This is a genomic window from Scopulibacillus darangshiensis, assembly GCF_004341035.1.
GTDB classification, from domain to species: Bacteria; Bacillota; Bacilli; order Bacillales; family Sporolactobacillaceae; genus Scopulibacillus; species Scopulibacillus darangshiensis.
The window spans coordinates 1-19,884 of the sequence record NZ_SLXK01000058.1; the positions used below are offsets into that span (position 1 = coordinate 1).

General features: G+C 40.8%; 23 protein-coding genes. 10 read left to right on the top strand and 13 right to left on the bottom strand.

The annotated features are described in order from the left end of the window. Positions 1–891: 891 nt before the first annotated feature. Entirely contained in the window at positions 892–1,257 is a 366-nt protein-coding gene (locus EV207_RS21165) for a hypothetical protein (RefSeq protein ID WP_132748211.1), read from the bottom strand. 72 nt (positions 1,258–1,329) lie between these two features. Next, positions 1,330–1,707: a hypothetical protein gene (locus EV207_RS21170; protein ID WP_132748213.1), complete on the bottom strand. Its 378-nt coding sequence runs from the start codon at positions 1,705–1,707 to the stop codon at positions 1,330–1,332. A gap of 278 nt (positions 1,708–1,985) precedes the next feature. Here EV207_RS21170 and EV207_RS21175 point away from each other — a divergent pair, with 278 nt between their 5' ends. After that, positions 1,986–3,875 (top strand): terpene cyclase/mutase family protein, encoded by a 1,890-nt coding sequence (locus tag EV207_RS21175; protein ID WP_132748215.1) that lies wholly within the window; start codon positions 1,986–1,988, stop codon positions 3,873–3,875. A 127-nt stretch (positions 3,876–4,002) separates the two neighbouring features. After that, positions 4,003–4,509: a hypothetical protein gene (locus tag EV207_RS21180; protein ID WP_132748217.1), complete on the top strand. Its 507-nt coding sequence runs from the start codon at positions 4,003–4,005 to the stop codon at positions 4,507–4,509. Positions 4,510–4,562: 53 nt separating this feature from the next. On the opposite strand, the gene EV207_RS21185 is transcribed toward EV207_RS21180, so the two are convergent. The 3 genes from EV207_RS21185 to EV207_RS21195 form a co-directional block, all read right to left on the bottom strand. After that, the gene (locus EV207_RS21185; RefSeq protein ID WP_132748219.1) at positions 4,563–4,979 is read right to left on the bottom strand and encodes a MarR family winged helix-turn-helix transcriptional regulator; all 417 of its coding nucleotides are present in this window, start codon (positions 4,977–4,979) and stop codon (positions 4,563–4,565) included. 72 nt (positions 4,980–5,051) lie between these two features. After that, positions 5,052–6,986, bottom strand: coding sequence for a DHA2 family efflux MFS transporter permease subunit (locus tag EV207_RS21190; protein WP_132748221.1), 1,935 nt, complete (start codon positions 6,984–6,986; stop codon positions 5,052–5,054). Between the two features lie 19 nt (positions 6,987–7,005). Beyond that, entirely contained in the window at positions 7,006–7,662 is a 657-nt protein-coding gene (locus tag EV207_RS21195; protein ID WP_132748223.1) for an HlyD family secretion protein, read from the bottom strand. A 456-nt stretch (positions 7,663–8,118) separates the two neighbouring features. Between EV207_RS21195 and EV207_RS21200 the strand changes: the two genes are divergently transcribed. Further along, positions 8,119–8,988, top strand: coding sequence for an SDR family oxidoreductase (locus tag EV207_RS21200; protein WP_132748225.1), 870 nt, complete (start codon positions 8,119–8,121; stop codon positions 8,986–8,988). A gap of 103 nt (positions 8,989–9,091) precedes the next feature. Here the strand turns inward: EV207_RS21200 and EV207_RS23585 are convergent, their stop codons facing one another. Continuing rightward, positions 9,092–9,499, bottom strand: coding sequence for a gamma-type small acid-soluble spore protein (locus tag EV207_RS23585; protein ID WP_132748227.1), 408 nt, complete (start codon positions 9,497–9,499; stop codon positions 9,092–9,094). A 234-nt stretch (positions 9,500–9,733) separates the two neighbouring features. Between EV207_RS23585 and EV207_RS21210 the strand changes: the two genes are divergently transcribed. Then, positions 9,734–10,483: a transglycosylase SLT domain-containing protein gene (locus EV207_RS21210; RefSeq protein ID WP_132748228.1), complete on the top strand. Its 750-nt coding sequence runs from the start codon at positions 9,734–9,736 to the stop codon at positions 10,481–10,483. A gap of 15 nt (positions 10,484–10,498) precedes the next feature. Here the strand turns inward: EV207_RS21210 and EV207_RS21215 are convergent, their stop codons facing one another. After that, the gene (locus tag EV207_RS21215) at positions 10,499–11,086 is read right to left on the bottom strand and encodes a DeoR family transcriptional regulator (RefSeq protein ID WP_132748230.1); all 588 of its coding nucleotides are present in this window, start codon (positions 11,084–11,086) and stop codon (positions 10,499–10,501) included. A 218-nt stretch (positions 11,087–11,304) separates the two neighbouring features. Between EV207_RS21215 and EV207_RS21220 the strand changes: the two genes are divergently transcribed. After that, positions 11,305–12,894 (top strand): copper resistance CopC/CopD family protein, encoded by a 1,590-nt coding sequence (locus EV207_RS21220; protein WP_132748232.1) that lies wholly within the window; start codon positions 11,305–11,307, stop codon positions 12,892–12,894. A 54-nt stretch (positions 12,895–12,948) separates the two neighbouring features. Next, entirely contained in the window at positions 12,949–13,560 is a 612-nt protein-coding gene (locus tag EV207_RS21225; RefSeq protein WP_132748234.1) for a YcnI family copper-binding membrane protein, read from the top strand. Between the two features lie 40 nt (positions 13,561–13,600). Here EV207_RS21225 and EV207_RS21230 read toward each other — a convergent pair whose 3' ends face one another. Beyond that, the gene (locus EV207_RS21230; RefSeq protein WP_132748236.1) at positions 13,601–14,287 is read right to left on the bottom strand and encodes an aspartate/glutamate racemase family protein; all 687 of its coding nucleotides are present in this window, start codon (positions 14,285–14,287) and stop codon (positions 13,601–13,603) included. Positions 14,288–14,640: 353 nt separating this feature from the next. On the opposite strand from EV207_RS21230, the gene EV207_RS21235 reads away from it, so the two are divergent. After that, on the top strand, positions 14,641–15,249 hold the full coding sequence (locus EV207_RS21235) for a uridine kinase family protein (RefSeq protein ID WP_132748237.1): 609 nt from the start codon (positions 14,641–14,643) through the stop codon (positions 15,247–15,249). Positions 15,250–15,288: 39 nt separating this feature from the next. Here the strand turns inward: EV207_RS21235 and EV207_RS21240 are convergent, their stop codons facing one another. Together EV207_RS21240 and EV207_RS21245 are read right to left on the bottom strand one after the other, a co-directional pair. Further along, complete coding sequence (locus EV207_RS21240) at positions 15,289–15,618, bottom strand: hypothetical protein (protein WP_132748239.1); 330 nt, start codon at positions 15,616–15,618, stop codon at positions 15,289–15,291. A 326-nt stretch (positions 15,619–15,944) separates the two neighbouring features. Next, complete coding sequence (locus EV207_RS21245; protein ID WP_132748241.1) at positions 15,945–16,244, bottom strand: HesB/YadR/YfhF family protein; 300 nt, start codon at positions 16,242–16,244, stop codon at positions 15,945–15,947. Positions 16,245–16,509: 265 nt separating this feature from the next. Here EV207_RS21245 and EV207_RS21250 point away from each other — a divergent pair, with 265 nt between their 5' ends. Then, positions 16,510–16,647 (top strand): YjcZ family sporulation protein, encoded by a 138-nt coding sequence (locus EV207_RS21250; RefSeq protein ID WP_424511392.1) that lies wholly within the window; start codon positions 16,510–16,512, stop codon positions 16,645–16,647. 65 nt (positions 16,648–16,712) lie between these two features. Here EV207_RS21250 and EV207_RS21255 read toward each other — a convergent pair whose 3' ends face one another. From EV207_RS21255 to EV207_RS23325, 3 genes are all read right to left on the bottom strand, one after another. Further along, the gene (locus tag EV207_RS21255) at positions 16,713–17,000 is read right to left on the bottom strand and encodes a hypothetical protein (protein WP_132748245.1); all 288 of its coding nucleotides are present in this window, start codon (positions 16,998–17,000) and stop codon (positions 16,713–16,715) included. Positions 17,001–17,117: 117 nt separating this feature from the next. After that, positions 17,118–18,278, bottom strand: coding sequence for an SGNH/GDSL hydrolase family protein (locus tag EV207_RS21260; RefSeq protein WP_132748247.1), 1,161 nt, complete (start codon positions 18,276–18,278; stop codon positions 17,118–17,120). A gap of 343 nt (positions 18,279–18,621) precedes the next feature. Next, positions 18,622–19,044: a hypothetical protein gene (locus tag EV207_RS23325; RefSeq protein ID WP_207902988.1), complete on the bottom strand. Its 423-nt coding sequence runs from the start codon at positions 19,042–19,044 to the stop codon at positions 18,622–18,624. Between the two features lie 213 nt (positions 19,045–19,257). Between EV207_RS23325 and EV207_RS21270 the strand changes: the two genes are divergently transcribed. Both EV207_RS21270 and EV207_RS21275 read left to right on the top strand, forming a co-directional pair. Then, entirely contained in the window at positions 19,258–19,482 is a 225-nt protein-coding gene (locus EV207_RS21270) for a hypothetical protein (protein ID WP_132748249.1), read from the top strand. Between the two features lie 107 nt (positions 19,483–19,589). Then, positions 19,590–19,884, top strand: a 295-nt coding sequence (locus EV207_RS21275; RefSeq protein WP_207902989.1) for a hypothetical protein, incomplete at its 3' end; no start/stop codon positions are given.

Here is a 19,884-nt window from a genome sequence, read left to right on the forward strand (position 1 = left end):
TTTTTAGACTCTTTGTCAAGGAACATTTTTCAACGTTGACAAAACTTAGAAACACTAGGGATACACTAGTTTATTAAGGTGCGAAGTTTGAGTTAATAAGGTTAAAGGCACCATAATATTCCTCTTCAACTTGTAATCCATCGAAATAAGAATCACCGTTTCCAGCATATACATATCCTTTAAGTGTTATCGATGCTGTATTACTCGGGAGATCCCCTGGATTTACAACGAGATGTAGCCTCTCTACTTTACTTGTTCCCGACAATGTTGGACTACTTACCGTCTTCGTTGTTGCACCACTTGAATCCTTCCCTGTTATCACAAGTTTTGCAGGAGAAGCTGCATTTGTGGTTTTAACATAGCCACTAGCAACATATTTCTTTGTGGGATCAAATGATATCTCATGACTTTCGACTGACTTTCGACAGGGGCATTAGTCGTTGGATTGGAAGCTTTTAATTGTTTACTGCCAAGTTTAGTATCCTGTACTGTTGCCCCATTTGCATCATACGTGAAAGACGCCGTACCAAGCTTTTTCCAATTATCCAGTCAGTTATCATTGTTTGCATCTGTTTCGTAACTTCCATTTGGTACTAGGTTTTCTCCTATATTAACTGAGGGAGTATCCTCAATTACATTGCCATTCTTGTCGTATTTAGATGCAGAAGATTTCGTCGCTGCATCCGTAGATGCCACATTGTTGTTTTGATCATCATATTGTTCGAATGAGGTATTTCCTCTTGGATCAGTAAATTTAATCGGATTATTGTTTTCATCATAAGCAATTTTGTCTTGTTCATTTAAAGGATTTGTAATACTTGTTGGGTTCCCATTTGAGTCATAAGTGTAATCATAGGTAGCACTACTGCCACTTTTATTCGCATTTTCGTCCTACTCTTGAATTAAGTTGTTCTCATTATCATAATTATACGTTCTTGTATAATTAAGACCGCCGACATCCTCAACGGATTTAATCACGTTTCCATAAGAATTGTGGGTATATTCTGTTTTCACCCCACGGGAGTCAGTGAGAGCTGTAACACCATTTGCCGTATAATTTGCGACTTCAACAAACAACGTCCCCAAGATTTCCTGATGCTTTCTTGAGGGTGCTGCGGTAAAAGCATACACTTTCCCGTCAATGATTTCATAACGTTCATCATCATCCCACGTCAAATAATCCCCATATGTGACCCCATGATTTGCCTTGTCATAAGAAAAAGCAAGTTCATGCACCTGATTCGTATCGTCAACCATTTGATGATCTCCTAAAAAGGAAATTTATTACACTAATTATAATGCAAGATTGTGGAAAAAGTCATACTGCACCTAATTTTTTTGCACAGCGGCAATTAGTCCGCTCCAAACCAGTGATAAAACGACATATGGCAAAGCAAAGACGCTAATGAAAAAATAGCCTGTTCCTTCCCACAGAGCGATGTGCATAAAGCCTAAATAGAGAACGGCCATTGTACTAAGCAGAATGATTATGGCAGGAATAGTACTATAGATGGATTTGACGGTTTTATATGAGATTAAATAAGTAAGAACCAATGTAAGGAAACCTGTTATCATCCCCATAGTATATGGACTAATGGCTGTTCGTGAATACTTGATGACGACAGTGACTATGAAATAAAGTTCGAATAAGGTTAAGACGATGCTGACCAGCAGATGAATCGATAATAAAAGTTTTCTAGTCTTCATATTCCTCTCCTACTTTTCGAATTCTTTTCAGTAAATGCATAGTTGCCTTTCGCAAATATGATCTGCGACTATATTCCCATACTTTCCTTTATTTAACCACAATTATGCAGGCAAAGACAAAGTAACAAAAAAAATAGACATTCTCTAAAACGATACTAGACAGACGGCGAATACTTTTTGAGTGAGGCAGCTTACCTAATTTTAGTTAATGAGGACGTGCATAGCGCAATAAAATAAGAAATAGAGGCAATGCCGATAATTAAAAGGTGGTTATATCAATGGTTCAATCGAGCAGACTTGAAAAAGTTATCCAAGATCGATGTGACAACCTTCTACAGATGCAGCATTCCGATGGTTCTTGGCGATTTTGTTTTGAGGGTTCAACTATAACAGATGCTTATATGATTATTTTGGTGAGAGTACTTGACATTCAAAATGAAACACTGGTCAAAGGACTTGTCCATCGCCTTGTGACCAAGCAGCAGGCGAACGGGGCGTGGAAGGTGTTTCCTGATGAGGCTAAGGGGAATCTTTCGGCAACGATTGAGAACTATGCAGCATTGCTGTATTCCGGATATAAAAATGCTGCAGACCCGATGATGAAAAAGGCAGCAGCTTTTGTACGGGCACGAGGCGGCTTGAAAAAAGCGGGACTGTTAACAAAAGCTTTTCTTGCTATGAACGGCCAATATCCATGGCCCCGTCTTCCCTTCGATCCTGCTATATTCGTTCTTTTCCCATCCTATTTTCCTGTTAATTTCTATGACTTTTCAAGTTATGCAAGGGCACACTTCGCACCGGTTCTGCTTGCTAACCAAACCCGTTTCTCGATTAAGAAAAACGCGACCCCAAATTTGGATGCCTTGTATACCAGAGATCAAGCTTACGGGGATGACTATTGGCCAGAGCTGACTTTTCTATCCTCTGATCTCCGTTCGATTTACAGTACAATCAAGGAAACACTTATGACCTTGAAAAACTTGCCTCAGCAGCTTCAAAATAAATCGACACAGTGGCTCGAACAATACCTTTTATCACATATTGAACCTAATGGCACTTTGTTGAGTTATGCCAGCTCAACCTTTTTTATGATTTATGCCTTACTTTCCATTGGTTATGGTAAGGATTCCTCCGTTATCCAACAAGCTATTAAAGGCCTGCTTTCAAACGTTTTTTATCGTGACAAAACACTTCATGTGCAGAACTCTCCTTCACCTGTCTGGGATACAGCTTTGATCACTGACACATTGATACAAGCTGGCGTCTCTAAAAACAATGAACAGATTCGATCGGCTGCTGATTATCTGCTTAACAAACAACAAGAAAAATTCGGTGATTGGGCATTTCACAACCCGAATGTTAAGCCGGGCGGGTGGGGATTTTCCGCATCTGATAGGATTCATCCCGATATTGATGACACCCATGCCGCCTTGGCTGTGATAGGAAAATATAAAGAAGAACCCAATTTTGGCGCCTCCTATAAGCGCGGTATGACGTGGCTTTTATCTATGCAAAATAAAGATGGCGGCTGGCCGGCCTTTGAAAAAGGAACAGACAACTTATTGCTTGCCATGCTGCCAATAAAAAATATCAGGAACGCTGCCATTGATCCGTCGACACCTGATCTCACAGGACGAACGTTAGAATTTTTAGGGAATATTGATGGTCAGTCGTATAAAAAGATATCTTTTCGTGATGCTGTCCGCTGGTTAAAACATCACCAGGAAGACGATGGTTCGTGGTATGGACGCTGGGGTGTTTGCTATATTTATGGAACCTGGGCGGCATTGACCGGCCTCCGAGCTACAGGTGTTCCTGTCAACAATTATATGGCAGAAAAAGGCGTGCGCTTTCTTCAGGACATTCAGCATGATGATGACGGGTGGGGTGAGTCTTGTTACAGTGATACCTTAAGATCTTATGTGCCGTTAAAATACAGCACAGCAGTCCAAACAGCTTGGGCCGTTGATGCTTTGGTTTCTTGTGCTGATCAGCCCACGGATAGCATCCAGCGTGGGATAGATTATTTATTGAATGATGAGAACTATAAAGGACTGAGTGGGTCCTATCCGGTTGGCGCCGGCCTGCCCGGCAGTTTTTATATAAAATATCACAGCTATCCGTACATTTGGCCGCTCCTAACCCTTGCTCATTATAAAGGGGTCTGACCCCGAGGGGTCAGACCCCTTTAAATTTTATACCATCGACCTATTGCCTCTTAACGCACCCTCCGTTTAAGCTTAAATTATATATTTTAAATCCCTGCCAAAAAATCTCTTCCAATTGGATGTGAACATGATGAAGGCATTTCAAGCGGGTGATTTGATTTTTGTTCGCGGTCATGGTCCAATTTCAAGATTGATAGAATGGTTCGACGGGGAATTTTCGCATGTTGCCATTGCGCTGTCAGATCAAGTTATTTTAGAATCGCAGTTTTTTGTAAATGCAAGAATTGCTCAAATGTCATACGAGGATATTGAAGTCGTTGATCTGAGATTAAATGATGAAGACCGTAAAGCCATCATCCACAAAGGTCTTAATATGGTCGGTAAATATTATGATTACGGCCAGCTGATCTGGGAAGGCATTATGGATATCCTCCAACTTAAAGGGCATAACCTTCTTAACAGCCCTAATCGCGTCATCTGTTCAGAAATTTTGGTCAACCTTTTGCTGTCCATCCATTGGTTCGATGATCCCGATGACATTAAATATATTAAGGATACAACACCAAATGAACTATACGCTATTGTAAAAAAACAGCTTAAACAACGAAATCAAGATATGGCAAAAGGGGGCTGACCCCTTTATACGAAAAAACCCGCATTCTCAAATAGAAAGCGGGTTTACTCTGTTTATCTCAACTTTTTGATCAGCATGGTCATCATTTTTATTTCATCATCTGATAATTTCCCAAAGGATTCGATCATATAAGCATCCTTCTTCTTTATCATGTCATTCATAAGTTCAGTGCCTTCGTCAGTGATACTCAATTCAACAATGCGGCGGTCCTTTGCTGAGCGCTGTCTATTGACGTAGCCTTTTTGCAGCAGCTTGTCTGTCACGGCGGTTGCGTAACTCGCCGTTACCTCCAGCTCCTTTGCAAGAGAGGAAACCATCTGAGGCTCTTTTTGATATAACATCTTTAAGAACGTAAATTCTTGCCTCGTAATGGTTTCGCCAAACACATCATTGAGCTCTCTTCTTAATTTACGAATGACTAACAGTAAATTTTTTTCTAATTTTGTTAACAGTACCTTACGATCTTCCATTTGCGAACCACCTTTTTTTCACTTTCGCAAATTTTTTTACCAAAGAAAAAAGGGAAGAATGCATCTTTCCCATTATGATTCTGTTGCCGGCTCAGAAGTTTCCACTTTTATCTCTTTGTTCTTTGCTTGTTTCTTAGATGGCGTTGAGCGTCTGACAAAGAAGGATAACACAAGCGCCAGTGCGGCAAGACCAGTTGCAACAATGAAAGCATCATTAATGCCCTGAATCGTTGCTTCCTTCATCACATTCCCATATAGCATTTGGGTAACCAGGCCGTGCCCGGAACCATGAGGTAAGTTCATTGTGCTCTCAACACCCTTACCCATTGCGTCTAATTGATTGCTTATATTTGCGTTGCTGCTCGAGATATTATCTGCATAATTCGCCGCATGGAAAGATGTCCTGTTTGACATGACAGTCACAAGGAAAGCTGTTCCCAAAGACCCTGCAACTTGACGCATGGTATTTGCCATCGCCGTTCCGTGACTGTTCAAATGACGCGGCAAATTGTTCAAGCCTTCTGTCATAATCGGCATCATAAGTAGGGACATGCCGAACATTCTGGAAGCGTATAAGAACATAATATGCCCATAAGTGGTTGCATCAGACAAATGGCCAAATTCCCATGTTGTAATGGTTGTGATCGAGAGTCCCACGATAGCTAGTGGCCGTGCACCAATTTTATCAAATAATGCCCCTGTGATCGGTGACATAATACCCATCAGAATGGCACCTGGGAGCAGCAAGAGACCGGATTGTAATGGTGTAAACCCGCGGATATTTTGCAAATAGATCGGCACGAGCAGCATGCCTGCGAACATCGCCATCGTAATGACGGCGTTCACGACTGTTGTTAAAGCAAAAATATTATGCTTAAATACCCTGAATTCCAGCATCGGGTTTTTGATTGTCAGCTCACGCCACACAAGAAGGATTAAAGCAATGATCCCGACAATAAGTGTGATCATGACTTCAGCACTCGTCCAGCCGCTGTTGCCGGCTTCACTAAAGGCGTACAAGACTCCGCCAAAACCAATACTTGAAAAGACGACACCTAAAAAGTCGAATTTTGGAAAACTTAGTTTCCCGACATTTCTTAAGAAAATTGTTGCCAAGATAATATCTAAAATCGCTATCGGCAGCACAACATAGAAAAGCAGCCGCCATGAGTAATTTTCCACAATGTATCCCGATAATGTTGGACCGATAGCAGGTGCGAAGATCATCGCCACACCCATCGTCCCCATTGCCACACCCCGTTTTTCCGGCGGGAAAATAGTCAGCATGACATTGGTCATCAACGGCATGATGATACCGGCTCCTATAGCTTGAACAACACGTCCAGCCATAAGAACACTAAAGCTCGGCGAAATGGCACATATTAACGTCCCGACCGCGAAAGAAGACATCGCAAAAATAAAAAGTTTGCGGGTTGAGAAGGTTTCCATCAAAAATGCGGTGATCGGAATCAATACACCATTAACAAGCATATAGCCCGTAATTAACCATTGCGCCGTATTTGTTGTGACATTAAGATCTGACATCATATGAGGGAGTGCCACATTCATTAAGGTTTGGTTAAGAATGGCGACAAAAGCTCCCATGATAAGGACAGCAATAATTTGTACAGGTTTAATTTCTGTGTCATCTTCTACTTCAGAAGAGGCTTTTTTGGAACGCGTTCTTTTTGAACGGCTCTTGTTAGAAAGGTCTTGTTTTGATTCCTCTTCTATTGTTCCAAGCGACTCTCTAACTTCGTCTATGTCATCAGGATTCCCGTTGGTAACAAAGTCTTCAACGTTCTCTTCAAGCGCTTCTTGATGACGCACCTGGGCTTCTTGGGTCTGGTTATCAGTTAATGAGTCTTCTTCACTAGAAGGTTTTGGTGCCATCCCGCTGTTAGACAATTGTGCCTTGTTCAATTTTCGCCTTCGTCTTATGATAAGGTTCATCCCAACCAAGACGAGGATGACAAAGATAATGTAACCTGAAAGGAACGGTGCCATAAGATCCCTCCTTTCTAGACTAAATGTGAACCTTAACCGTTACGTTCATACCCGGCATTAATTTAACACCTTTGTAATTATCAAGTGATACTCTTACAGGAATAACCTGAGTGACTTTTGTATAGTTGCCTGAGTTGTTTTGACTTGGCATAAGTGAGAACGTGCTTTGTGTTGCTAATCCGACCTGCTCTACTCTTCCCGAAAATGTCATATCAGGGTAAGCATCAACATAAACATCGACCTTCTCACCTTTACTTATATCGTCAATATTTGTTTCTTGAATATTTGCAGTGACAAAAAGATGATTGAGGTCATAAGCAGTTGCAATCGGTGTACCAGCACCTACAAACGTATCTTTTACACCTTTATTTTGAACAATCGTTGCATCTTTTGGCATTTTAATTGCCATTTTCGTTGATTTTCCGTCTTTGCCTTGGGTAGCAACGGTACCAACTGTTTCACCATTGTCGTATGTGTTGCCTACTTTCGCATCCCAATCAACAAGCTTTCCAGCAGCCGGAGAAGCAACTGAGATCGCCTGCCCATCAATTTTTGCATTGTCCGTTTCGACAAAATTAGTGGATTGATCATAATAATAATAGGCTAATGCGCCCCCGCCTATGAGCACGATAATAACGATGACATTAACTAATAATAAGCGTCCGAAATTACTCATCTTTCATTTTCCTCCTTTAAATCGGCTTCATACCATATCATTTGCAACTTTTTTGAAAAAATGCCGGGGATTTCACCTCCTGCTAGATAAAACTGCCATAAGATTAACTAAATTAATAGTTAATCTTATTAATAAAAAGCGTAAAGAAATGTGACAATTAAGGAACCCAATGGATTTTATTCAATAAAATCAGCTTTTATAGCCATTTTATGGTTTAAACCATTCTTTAATATCCTGAAATATATTAATTCAAATACGCTTTAAAAAATACTTAACCTTATTAAGTAATTGACAACGAATTAAATAATATCACGATCACCTCTTCTTAGCAAGGGGGAATTTTACTTTTTTTTTTGGGGGGGTCTGACCCCTCGGGGTCAGACCCCCCCCCGTTTTACTTCTTTCCCGGAAGGGCATCATGTTACTATTCCTACCCCAATAAAGGAGTGTCGTGAAATGAAGGAACCTGAATTTAAATCACAAAAACCTGAACATGGTTATTTTGAGCCTGATATTCAGTCAAATATGGTTCCGCAGCCGGAGTCAATTGATCCGAATTATAAGGGAAGCGGAAAGCTTGAAGGGAAGGCTGCAATTGTGACAGGCGGTGACAGCGGCATCGGACAAGCGGTAGCTTACGCCTTCGCCAAGGAAGGCGCTGATGTATCTGTCATTTATTACGAAGCTGAAAGTGATGCAAAGCAAACAAAGACATTAATTGAGAAGGCTGGCGGTCGTTGCTTGACCATCCGCGGTGATGTTGGCAATGAGGCGTTCTGCCAGAAGGCCATTGAACAAACGGTTAATATGCTAGGACGCTTGGATATCCTTGTTAATAATGCTGGTGAACAACATTATTGTGAACGAATCGAAGAAATTACGAGTGAGCAAATTGACCGGACCTTCAGAACGAATATCTTTTCAATGTTTTATATGACGAAAGCCGCAATGAAATATCTATATAAAGGGGGCTCAATTATTAATACTGCTTCAATCACAGCCTATCAGGGGAACCCTGTGCTAATGGATTATTCGGCAACCAAAGGTGCGATTGTCTCATTTACAAGGGCCGCATCACAGAACAAAGAATTCCTGGCAAAAGGGATCCGTGTCAACGGCGTGGCGCCGGGACCAATATGGACACCGCTAATCCCAGCGACCTTCCCCAATGAAAAGTTAAAAAAGTTTGGACAGGACACGCCGATGAAACGTCCTGGACAGCCCAGAGAACTCGCTGCCGCTTATGTCTATCTTGCCTCCAATGATTCCTCATATATGTCCGGCCAAATGCTCCATGTGAACGGTGGAACAGTTGTGAACGGTTAAATATTTATTGGGGTCTGACCCTTCGGGGTCAGACCCCAATAAATAAAAAAGTGTAAGACGGGCAAATGCCGTCTTACACCTTTCGAGGAAATCAACGGATCGTTTACTGTTTGCGGGCCTCAGCTTGTTGGTTTTTCTTTCTTACTTGTTGGGCATTAGTCTCACTGCCAAATTCTGTGCTGTAAGCTCCAGCTTGTGATGTTGCTGGCTGGTTCACTTGAGAAGTCCCCATTTGGTTCCCGTATTGGTTGCCAACTTGACTTTGAGCCTGTTGTGCAGCAACTTGATTTTGAAGCTGGCTTGCGCTTTGTTGAACTTGATTTAACTGAGCCGCTGCTTGAGACTCACGCTGTGCCATGCTCCCAGCTTGGGCAGACCCCTGCATTGAAGTCGCCTGTTGCTTAAGCTGCTGTGCATTCTGCTCTTCCTGCTGCTTTAATTGCCCAGCTTGCTGCTGAATTTGTTGCAGTGATTGCTGAAGACCCTGCTTGTTTTGGAATTGATTTGGCATTGATCCGTCTCCTCCTTATTGTTGTTGTTCCACAAAAATTGAGGCACGATTAATTGCCTCTGGTTTAGTGTTACCCACTTTGAGAAAACAAATAGGATAAATATTTTCCAATCCGAAGCAAAAAAAGGTCTAAAGACCTATCCATTATTTACTACCCATAGTGGCCGCCTGTTCTTTATATGATCTGACGAATAATTGGAAAGGAATATCAAAAAATGGGATGAGGAGGAGCTTATGTTTAAACAGTTAACTGTCGTGACACGCGGTTATATATTAGCGGGAATCGTTCTTTTATCAGTCATTATTATCAGTGCGCTAGCGGTTCAGCATTATATGCTGAAAGAGCAAGTTTCAAAATTGAACACAGATAAAGCGCGTGCCATACACCAATTACAACAATATAAAAATAAACTGCAGGAGTTACGGGCAGATAATATAAAAGCAAAAATGGATTATGCACAAAAAAACAAAAAAGAAAACATCAATAAATATAAAGCCTGGAAAAAATCTAAACAGGTCGCTGAAGCAATCTATAAAAAAAGCGATGGGCGGTTTAAGAAGGACTGGGCCAGATTTATGGCTTACCAAGCCTACAGTAAAGGAATTGATCCTTATCTAGTCTACGGTCTTTTGAAGGTCGAATCCGGTAATTCCTTCGATCCCAAAATTGTCGGTCCAGAGACAAAGTACGGGCGGGCTTACGGGATGGCTCAATTTATGGAAAATACTGCTCCGTGGATTGCCGATATGGCCGGATTAAAATATGATAAAAAATATTTATATAATCCGTACTATTCCATTATGTTATCCATTACCTATCTCGACTATCTTTATGGAAAATACCATAACTGGAACAAAGCTTTAACAGCCTATAACCGGGGGACCGGTGGTATGGAAAACTATGTTGCAGTAACAGGTAACGCCAAAAGTGAGTATGCAACTAAAATTCAAACCAACGCAAGATTCATAAAGGAACACAGCTAAGGGCCAGGCCCGGGTCTAAAGACCCGGATCCGGCCCTTTTTTAGCACACATGTGCTGGGAAACAACCTCAATCACCGTTTGAAAGTCATGACACTCTCCTCCAAAGCCTTTAACAAATTTCTTCGCATATTCCACATTTCCAAAAGCTAATATTTGGGGGTGACAGCAGTTGACAGGCAATTCAGGTTCAATAACATACATAGCCGAGAAAACGCTGATTGTTGTATGCATTAAAAAGTCATAGCACAAGCCTTGAATGACTGTGTCTCCAAGCTGGTGATGCCGGAGCAATCCACAATGCGCACAACAAGCAGTTTCGATTTCACCGCCGGATTTTATCAATCTGTAGCTCAATCGGTCGTTTATTGGACGCTGGCAAACAACACAGCGGTTTGAATCCGTTTCATCTTTTTTAACAGCATTAGGCGATAGTGACACACCGCCGAATGTTTTCACGATGAACCCTTCTTCAACCAATGCCTGGATATCACGGTGGATGGTCATTTCGGATACCTTCAAACGTCCGCTTAAATCGGAAATTTTCATGTGCTGTTGTTCCGTGATCCATTCCTTTATCTTCTTTCGTCTTTCAATCGGCAGCACAAAAAATACCCCCTTTAACACTTATTTTTGCTAATTGTGATCTTTTTTTGGAATTGTTCCGAATACAAACTAAATGGTTTCTTCATTTTATTTTAACCGAACTGTCAACAGTTCTTCACACATCTTCTTTTTAAAATCGGCCTTAGTAAAGTAAAATGAAGTTATGAATTGTTATACTTTGTTTTTTTATAACACCAACTAAAGGAGGTGATCAACACATGGCCGACGCTATTCGTATGAAGCGTATGCCGCTCTGGATTTTATCAGTCTGCATGTTGTTTATGTTCCTTTTACCAGCAGAAACATCTTATGCTCATGCCAGTTTGATTCAGGCATCACCTTCTCCTAACAGCCATATCGATCAATCACCAAAGAAGATTCAGTTAACTTTTAATGAAAGATTGGAAAAAGAGCTTTTTTGGATAAAGGTATTAGATAAGAATGGCAAAAAGGTGAACGATCATAAAGCTAAAATGTCAAAAGATCAAACCAAGATTTACCTTGACGGACTTAATCTTAAAAAAGGAACATATACCGTCAGCTACCATATCATTTCTGCCGACGGCCACCCAATTGAAAGTTCATATTTAATTACGGTTGGAAAGGCGACGGCGGGCACCGCGCCTGAGACATCTTCATCACATGGACATGGTTCGCTCAGCTTCTTTTTATTGCGTGGATTATACTATTTCCTTTTGCTTGGCATATCAGGCTGGATCATATGGGGACTGATCACTCGGGGTAAATCCTTGCCCGAAAAACAAACTGAGTCCTTTTGGTTCAAATACTTGCAATGGTTATTTGCATTAGCCGCTATCGGCATGGGAACCATTGAGCTTTTTGAAGCGGTGGGCAGCGGTTTTAACCTTGATGCCATTGGGACGGCTTTAATATCGACAGGACTTGGTCTCTCAATCATGGTTTTGTGCTTTCTTGCAGTTTCCGGCTTTGCTCTTCGGCAATTCATTTGGTTTGACATACTATGGGTGGTCGTTGCTATGACTGCAGAGGCTTTGAGCGGTCATGCCATTACTTTTAAACCCGTGGGATATACTGTTATTTTGGATGTCATTCACCTATTAACAGCAGCCATTTGGGTGGGTGGTTTGCTTTTAATCAGCACACATTGGACCGGAGAAAAGGTTAAGGACTTTCTTGGCCCTTTTTCAAAAGGAGCCATGATTAGTCTCATTCTGTTAGTTATTACCGGGATTCTGTCGACACTCGCCTTTCTTCCCGCTCTCACTGATCTTTTTCAAACAACATGGGGCATCCTTCTTTTAATCAAAATTGGGCTGGTCATTCTTGTCTTTGCTGCGGGGGCTCTTATTCGCCGATCGATCAAATCTAAGTCAAAAGAACGTTTTAGACAACGATTTAAAGCCGATTTCATATTAATGGCAGCGATTATCGCTATTGTAGGGGCATTAACCTACTCAAGTCCGCTTCCTGCCAATGAACCGTTAACGTGGAAGAAGGCTCAGGACAGCTTTACTGTCGTGACCCATATTACGCCAAAAAATCCCGGTGTCATGAACCAGTTTACAGTGGAAGTTGCTTCAACTGAGAAGCCACAATATGTCAAAATGAATCTGACCAGCCTTAGTAACAAATCGGTTGCCAAAATTAAAGTGCCTCTTAAAATGCCCAAACATACCTCTGACAAAGGGAAAACATATACTTATCAAGCGAAAGGGCAATATTTCTCGCTTCCTGGAAAGTGGCAAATTGAAATACGGATTCTTGACCAGGATGATAATGAAACAGTCATTCGTAAGAAAACTAAGATTTATCAGGTACGACAATAATGTAAGGTCATTGACCTAACTTTATAATTCAAAAAAATTAAGGAGATTATGATTATGAAAAAAATAATATCTATCTTATCGATCATGTTTGTTTTTACCTTAACTGTTGCAAATATTGCCAGTGCGCATGTCACCGTTTCACCAGATAAGGTGGCAAAAGATAGTTACCAGGTCTTCACACTGCGTGTTCCGACTGAGGAGGATGTTCCTACTATAAAAGTTAAGGTAACGATTCCAAAAGGCGTCGACATTTCAAGATTCGAACCTAAAGCGGGTTGGTCCTATAAAATTGAAAAAGATAATACAGGCAAAATTATCAGTGTAACTTGGACTGCAGAAAATAATGGCTTAACATCAACTGAATTTGGTGAATTTAAAATGCAAGGAAAAGTAAGTGCTGATGCCGATAAGCTTGTCTGGAAGGCTTATCAAACATACAAAGGCGGTAAGGTAGTAAAATGGATTCAAGCAGAAGACGGTGACCATCCCGCATCGGTAACAAAGGTGGGTGCTTCAGCAGCAGATAGCCATAATTCTTCAGATCCTCAAACTGATAGTACAAAAACTGGAGACTCCAACTCTAGCCAATGGCCCCTCTATTTATCGATTGCGGCGGTGATTCTCAGCATCATAGCTCTAATCACTGGTTTATCCAAAAGAAAATAAAGCTTAAAACCGGACATCCGCTTATGGATGTCCGGTTTTTCTACAGGGATAAATCTACAGCCTTCTTAGTGTGTAATGCTGCGGTATCAAATACCGGTGCCAGAAGATCGTTTTGTTTTACAAGACGTCCTAATCCCGCGTTACCTAGCACAATACCTTCAGCACCTTGAGCAGTCAGCTTTTCAATGATATCAAGAACAGCATATTTTCCTGTTTCTGTAATATGCCCTTTATATAACTCATCGAAAATGACATCGTTAACTGTCTGCCTGTCCCTTTCATCAGGAACAATCACCCTAAAGCCTTCCGCCTCAAGCCTGTCTTTATAAAAGGGATCTTCCATGGTAAAAGTTGTACCCAGCAAACCAACCTCGGAAATTTGCGCCTCGTCTAAGGCTTCCTTCAATGGATCAACAATATGAAGCAATGGTATTTTGACATGGCGTTGAATCGATTCAGCCACCTTATGCCCTGTATTGGAAGCGATTACAATAGACTTTGCACCGCCTCCCTCCAAAACAACAGCCGCGTGAGATAACAATCGGTCAACTTGATCCCATCTCCCTTTGCTTTGATAGCGCTCAATATCCTGGAAATTCACATTATATATAAGACAATCTGCTGAATGATAGTCCCCTAATTGCTTATTAACATATTCATTAAGCATCTGATAATAGACAAGGGTTGATTCCCATGTCATGCCGCCAATCACACCGATTCTTTTCATGTGCCGCGCCTCCCATACAAAGTATAATAAGACAGTTTATGGTGGGTAAAGGCTGACCATTACCACCCTTTGTTTTTTATTTATTTTAACATAATATTCTGATACTTGACAGATGCAAGCTTCTGATTTTTTTAACCACTGTTCAGCTTTTCAAGTTACGCCAGATATCCAATAAGACCTTCCTTACTTCAAAACCATTTAATGGAATAAAATGCATGATAACAGGATAAAATGGTCAATACTGCTTTTAATACTCTTCAAAATATTCAATGAATATTGTCAACACATCTAAAATCGGTGTTATAATGGGAACAAACTGTTATAGTTTGTAAAATGAATAAAGGAGAGAGACGATGTTAAATTTCCAAACGCAATCCGGTCAGCTTTACACCCCTGATGAGCTCATTTCACTTTTTCATTCAAAGCCAAGCCGATTTGAAACAAAAATAGTTGGTATTGACGGATGCGGGGGATCAGGCAAAAGTACTTTGGCTGCCACCCTTGCAAAAGAGGCACGGGGCACCACAGTCGTGCACATGGATGATTTCTACAAGCTTTCTTCAGATATTCAAGCAACGAATCCAGAATTCAAGCCAGTGGGCAGTGACTTTGATTGGCTTCGCCTTGAAGACCAGGTTCTTAATCCATTATTTAAAAATAGAAACACAAGCTATCAACGTTATGATTGGGATACAGACGAGCTAAAAGAGTGGCATGACGTTCCGAGTGGCGGTCTGGTAATTATTGAGGGGACTTTCACAACAAGAAATGAATTATTTGATTATTACGATTGGACGATTTGGGTGAATTGCCCGCGGGATCTCCGTTTGGCACGGGGAATTGAGCGTGACAGCGAAGAAGCCCGCCATATGTGGGAGCACAATTGGATGGTTGCCGAGGACCGGTATATAAGGACTCACCAGCCTCACCGCCGAGCTGATTTAATAATAGATGGCTACTGATCCCCCCTGTAATCTCGAACAAAAGGATTGTTAGCGTTATTAAAATAACGTTTTTGACAGGATACGTTCTTCATATTCTCTCCGCGCGATGGAAGCATAGCGCAACAAAAAATAGGTGGATAAAATGAGCAAAACACCGAAAACAATGGAAGTTATAACAGTTACCGAAAAATAGAAAGCTATGTGCAAGGCTGTGATAACAAATATCCAATGTAATGCATAGTAAATCTTAACATCTGATGAATATTCCCAAATTGGGATTGACCACCAGCTTGTCTTCTGTTTGAATTTCTCCGCACACCACATAAATAGAAGATGCCCAGCCCAAAGCGAAATAACCATTGCGATCACTATCAACATCCTAATCATTAAATTAAACTCCCTTTTGATTTAATCAAAGAAATATAGCCTTTTTTATTAGTTTCGTTTTTTGATGAGCGTTTTATACCAGGCATTTAGGTTAGTATAATTTATTATACAGGCATTTATAGCGTTTGTTAACCCATTTGCTGAATTTTCTTATATTTACGTTTCGCCTTATTTCTTTTTTGTGTGTCAATTTTAGATGGTCCCAGCAAAAATATTTCCCGGGAAATCGTGGTAATTGTCGGATCATGTTAGCTAATAATATAATTTAGCGCTTTTGCAAAGATAAAAAGCGAAAACAACACATGATGTTTTCGCTTAAGACAAGTCTATTTCCCAGCTTCCCTGTAATTAAAATCAATCTCCCCGGTTTTTTCTTCAAAATCTACTTTAAGGTCATAATCTTTGAAATACCAAACATCCTCATCCTCAACAAAGAAAGTGATGTCATCTTCGATTGTATTTGCTGCTATGTTATGCGGCTTTTCAACTGTCAAACCTAATGAAAAACCTTCCTGTATTGTACTGTTCCCTCCATATCTTACAAAAAAGCGAACATGATCTCCGGCTGTCACCTCAAGTTCTTCTTTGAACCAATCGACCGCTTCATCTGTTACAGTTATTTTCATGTGAGATCACTCCTATTTGTCTTAGGTCATTTTGTTATTATAAAGTAAACTTGGCTTATCGCCAAGCTTTTGATCGCGATAGCCTTAGTTGCCCTTATGTGCGTCGGGAAGTTTATACGCTGATTAGCTAACAAAAATTTTCCCTGTTCTCTCATTATTAGCTTCCACGTCTTTAGGCGTTCGCACACTTTTTTTCCAACCGGGACATTCGCTTATTCAAGCTAGCTGTCTATGCCATAAGATGAAGTAACTTTAATTTAAGGAGATGACTGGTATGGGTGGATATGCAGGTGGAGGATGCGGTTGCGGTGGCGGAGGCGGCTATGGGTATGGCGCCGGCTTTGCGCTTATCGTCGTATTATTTATCCTTTTAATCATTATAGGTACGGCTTACGTTTATTAATTAGGAACGAAAGCTTTTCTGTATAAAAGAAAAAAGCCTTTTCCTAATGGAAAAGGCTTTTTTTGCTATTTCTTCTTAATCCAAAAGCCTTTGCCTTCCTTTTTTTTACCTGCATCTTCTATGGCGTACTTAACTGTTGCCACTGAACCGACACCGTAGAGAGCATACTTTACACCAGTTAAAATCACTTGGGGTGTGACTGTTCCAGCGTCATACCATGCATATAAAAAACCAAGGATAAGACCAACAAGCGGTATAAAACGATTGGGAATGCCCGTGGCTTGGCGAATAGCATACAGGACAAAGGCTAAGGCAATATATGCCCCAAAATCAATTGAAAACAATGCCTCCACAGCCACCCCTCCCTCTTTCTTAAACCATTGTATGTCTATGCTCTCTTTTATGCTTATAATATAGGTTTGGGGGCTATTTTAGAATAGGAAAAAGGTTGGACTTCTTTGGCGTCACCCTTATCCCTTATTGTTAGGTAATTCGTCAGTATGGAAGAGTGAAGAAAACTTGTCTTCATGTATAAGATAATTAAATAGATGCTGGCTAATAACCTTGCTTCCTAAGTCATTAGGGTGAATCCGATCCCCCATATACCCCTTACTTTCTGCTTTTAGATAGTTTTCTCCAAGGGCTTCTTTATTAGAGATAAAGCCGGTTCCGTGGTTTTTTGCATAATTCACTAAGACGTTTTCATATTCTTTTAAAATCCGATTGTTCCCTAAAATAGCATTTGGAGCTACTAGCAATAACCGACAATTTTCTTTAATAAACGGTTGTAAATAATTGTTAAGATCATATTTGTAACCTTTTGCGGACAAGGTTGACCTATCATTCATTCCGCCGTTGAAAATGAAAAGAGAAGGGTTCAGCTCCTTAAGCCACTGTGCCATCATATTGTTATGAATCCTGGCATGCCAATCAAGGCGATCTCCCCCCTGTCCGATTCGGCTGACGGCAACACCATGATCATTCAAAAAGAGACCGCCGAAAATAACAACTTTCCCATTAATATGAGAAAAGGTTAATCGTCCGTCATACTTGTTTTTCGGAAGTGTGACGACACCTAGCTTTAAGGAACCCTTCGTATGAACCTCTTCCCTTTGGCCGCTTTGGGTATAGCCTACTCTAAAGCTGCCGCCATTTGGTTGTTGCAGGTAAAAAATTTCGCCATATTTCCAGTCCATTGACCGCGGCATGTCCACTCTCATCCACCGCAAATAACCTCCTTTTGTATAAATACCTTTTAAATCTAAGCTATACTGGGATGGATATTTCCCGGGGACAAGATCGTTAATTTCATGAACGCCATATGAAAAGCGGAATGTGCCGTGCTCCTGTTTAAAATAAATGCTGTCAAATGGCACGTAACCAGGGCCGCCATCACCAAATACATCATGCATACGTGGTATAAAATCATCAAGATAACGGCTTTTGGTTTTCTGATAAATCGGTCCATTAGTCAAGCTGTCAATGCCGGCTAACACCAACTTCGGGCGCTTAATTGGGGTGTTCTCCCCATTGTTAGACGATTGAACAGGTTCAAATACAAAAGACTGCGTAATAATCACCAAGATGCAAATTACCGCAACAAAGAGGGCTGAATAACTTAACTTCTTCATTCTATTCATCATCCATCAACTCACAATGTAAATTCTTTAGATGCTGGTCGTTATAGTGGGTATTCTGTTTCATTTTGTCACTTTCAATCCTTATTATCCTTTCTCCTTATTACAAGGTGAAAGTCATTGTTTATACTCCATTATACTAACACTAATTATGTTAACGACATATCCTAAAATTATTTTTTTGTATGTCTTTTTACTCTGATCGATTGGGTGTGCGTGAATCATGCTCTTTTGCACACCCAAAGAACATGCAGTTATGGCGAAAAGTTTGACCATACCCCCTTTTAATCCTAAAAAAGACATCACCTTGAACATTCTAGGTGATGTCTTTTCTGTATCAATGGCTGTAATGATCTCCTTCGCCTTGACGGGGACCATAGCCACCGTGTTGACCGCCGTAGCCGCCATGATAACCTCCACCGTAGCCCCCATGATGGCCGCCGTAACCGCCATGATAACCTCCACCGTAGCCCCCATGATGGCCGCCATAACCGCCATGATAACCTCCACCATAGCCGCCATGATAACCGTGACCGTAATAACCCCAAGGATAGTGGTACCAATAAGGATTATAGTAACCATAGTTATATGGGGAATAAGGGTAGTAGCCATATCCGTATGCTCTGAGATCCTCTGCATTGTTTTGCGGTACATCATTTGAATTGACCCCTGTGTATCCGCAATTTCCGAGCCCATTGCAGTTATACATTGGCTCATTAGCAGCCGCGAAATTATCTATTTGTGAATAGTCATTTTGCACGCCTTTTAACCTCCTTGGATAAAATCCCAATTCCCTTTATGTATATGGCAAAAAGTCTATTGTGAGCCTGGTTACTTTTTATTGATTTATGGGGACATGATCTATGTCAATCTACCATTTTGCAAAATCTCAGGCATAAGACTCATTCAAAAAAGACCACTCCTCCGTATAATACTATAAACCATATTTTAAGATAGAAATGGGGGAGTTCTTTTGAAACAGATTGCTTCGATCAATGATAGTGCTAATAGTCATGTTACCGTAACCGTTGATACTAGACCTATGGCCTATGCAATGCTTAGCTGTCTCTATGCCACAGGAAGGTTTAACGATAATGAAATCAATGATATGGTAAGCGCCTTTGAAGATATGGGTGAAGGCAATAAGACCCGCTATTATAAAGGAAAAAACGATCCAAGCCACGCAAAACTATTTTAGAAAATAGATATATTACCATTTTAATGAAACTTGTTATAAATGCCGATTCATAGATTTCAAATAAGCATAAAATATCATATCTCAAATATGAAAGGATAGTGACCTGTATGTCAGGAAGAAGTCATCACCATAATCATGATAGAGTGAGTGGTGCAATGAATCGCAGAACTAGCGGAAGACGCCGAAGAACTAGCGGAGTAATGAACCGCAGAACCAGCGGCAGACGGCGCAACCGCAATAACCGTCGGAACAATCGATGCGAAAACACTACAGTTATCAAAAACAGCGGCAACTCTTATGTGTGGGTAGAAGCAACAGCTTCAGCAAAAGCCTTTGCAAAAGCCTTAGCTGAAGCCATGAACAAGGAAAAAAGGCATAACCATGACCATAACCAAGTTGGCG

What these genes read in the sequence shown, in the direction of transcription:
- EV207_RS21165 (WP_132748211.1), bottom strand. Translation starts at nt 1,257, where the DNA reads ATGGTTGACGATACGAATCAGGTGCATGAACTTGCTTTTTCTTATGAC.
- EV207_RS21170 (WP_132748213.1), bottom strand. Translation starts at nt 1,707, where the DNA reads ATGAAGACTAGAAAACTTTTATTATCGATTCATCTGCTGGTCAGCATC.
- EV207_RS21175 (WP_132748215.1), top strand. Translation starts at nt 1,986, where the DNA reads ATGGTTCAATCGAGCAGACTTGAAAAAGTTATCCAAGATCGATGTGAC.
- EV207_RS21180 (WP_132748217.1), top strand. Translation starts at nt 4,003, where the DNA reads ATGATGAAGGCATTTCAAGCGGGTGATTTGATTTTTGTTCGCGGTCAT.
- EV207_RS21185 (WP_132748219.1), bottom strand. Translation starts at nt 4,979, where the DNA reads ATGGAAGATCGTAAGGTACTGTTAACAAAATTAGAAAAAAATTTACTG.
- EV207_RS21190 (WP_132748221.1), bottom strand. Translation starts at nt 6,986, where the DNA reads ATGGCACCGTTCCTTTCAGGTTACATTATCTTTGTCATCCTCGTCTTG.
- EV207_RS21195 (WP_132748223.1), bottom strand. Translation starts at nt 7,662, where the DNA reads ATGAGTAATTTCGGACGCTTATTATTAGTTAATGTCATCGTTATTATC.
- EV207_RS21200 (WP_132748225.1), top strand. Translation starts at nt 8,119, where the DNA reads ATGAAGGAACCTGAATTTAAATCACAAAAACCTGAACATGGTTATTTT.
- EV207_RS23585 (WP_132748227.1), bottom strand. Translation starts at nt 9,499, where the DNA reads ATGCCAAATCAATTCCAAAACAAGCAGGGTCTTCAGCAATCACTGCAA.
- EV207_RS21210 (WP_132748228.1), top strand. Translation starts at nt 9,734, where the DNA reads ATGTTTAAACAGTTAACTGTCGTGACACGCGGTTATATATTAGCGGGA.
- EV207_RS21220 (WP_132748232.1), top strand. Translation starts at nt 11,305, where the DNA reads ATGGCCGACGCTATTCGTATGAAGCGTATGCCGCTCTGGATTTTATCA.
- EV207_RS21225 (WP_132748234.1), top strand. Translation starts at nt 12,949, where the DNA reads ATGAAAAAAATAATATCTATCTTATCGATCATGTTTGTTTTTACCTTA.
- EV207_RS21230 (WP_132748236.1), bottom strand. Translation starts at nt 14,287, where the DNA reads ATGAAAAGAATCGGTGTGATTGGCGGCATGACATGGGAATCAACCCTT.
- EV207_RS21235 (WP_132748237.1), top strand. Translation starts at nt 14,641, where the DNA reads ATGTTAAATTTCCAAACGCAATCCGGTCAGCTTTACACCCCTGATGAG.
- EV207_RS21240 (WP_132748239.1), bottom strand. Translation starts at nt 15,618, where the DNA reads ATGATTAGGATGTTGATAGTGATCGCAATGGTTATTTCGCTTTGGGCT.
- EV207_RS21245 (WP_132748241.1), bottom strand. Translation starts at nt 16,244, where the DNA reads ATGAAAATAACTGTAACAGATGAAGCGGTCGATTGGTTCAAAGAAGAA.
- EV207_RS21250 (WP_424511392.1), top strand. Translation starts at nt 16,510, where the DNA reads ATGACTGGTATGGGTGGATATGCAGGTGGAGGATGCGGTTGCGGTGGC.
- EV207_RS21260 (WP_132748247.1), bottom strand. Translation starts at nt 18,278, where the DNA reads ATGAAGAAGTTAAGTTATTCAGCCCTCTTTGTTGCGGTAATTTGCATC.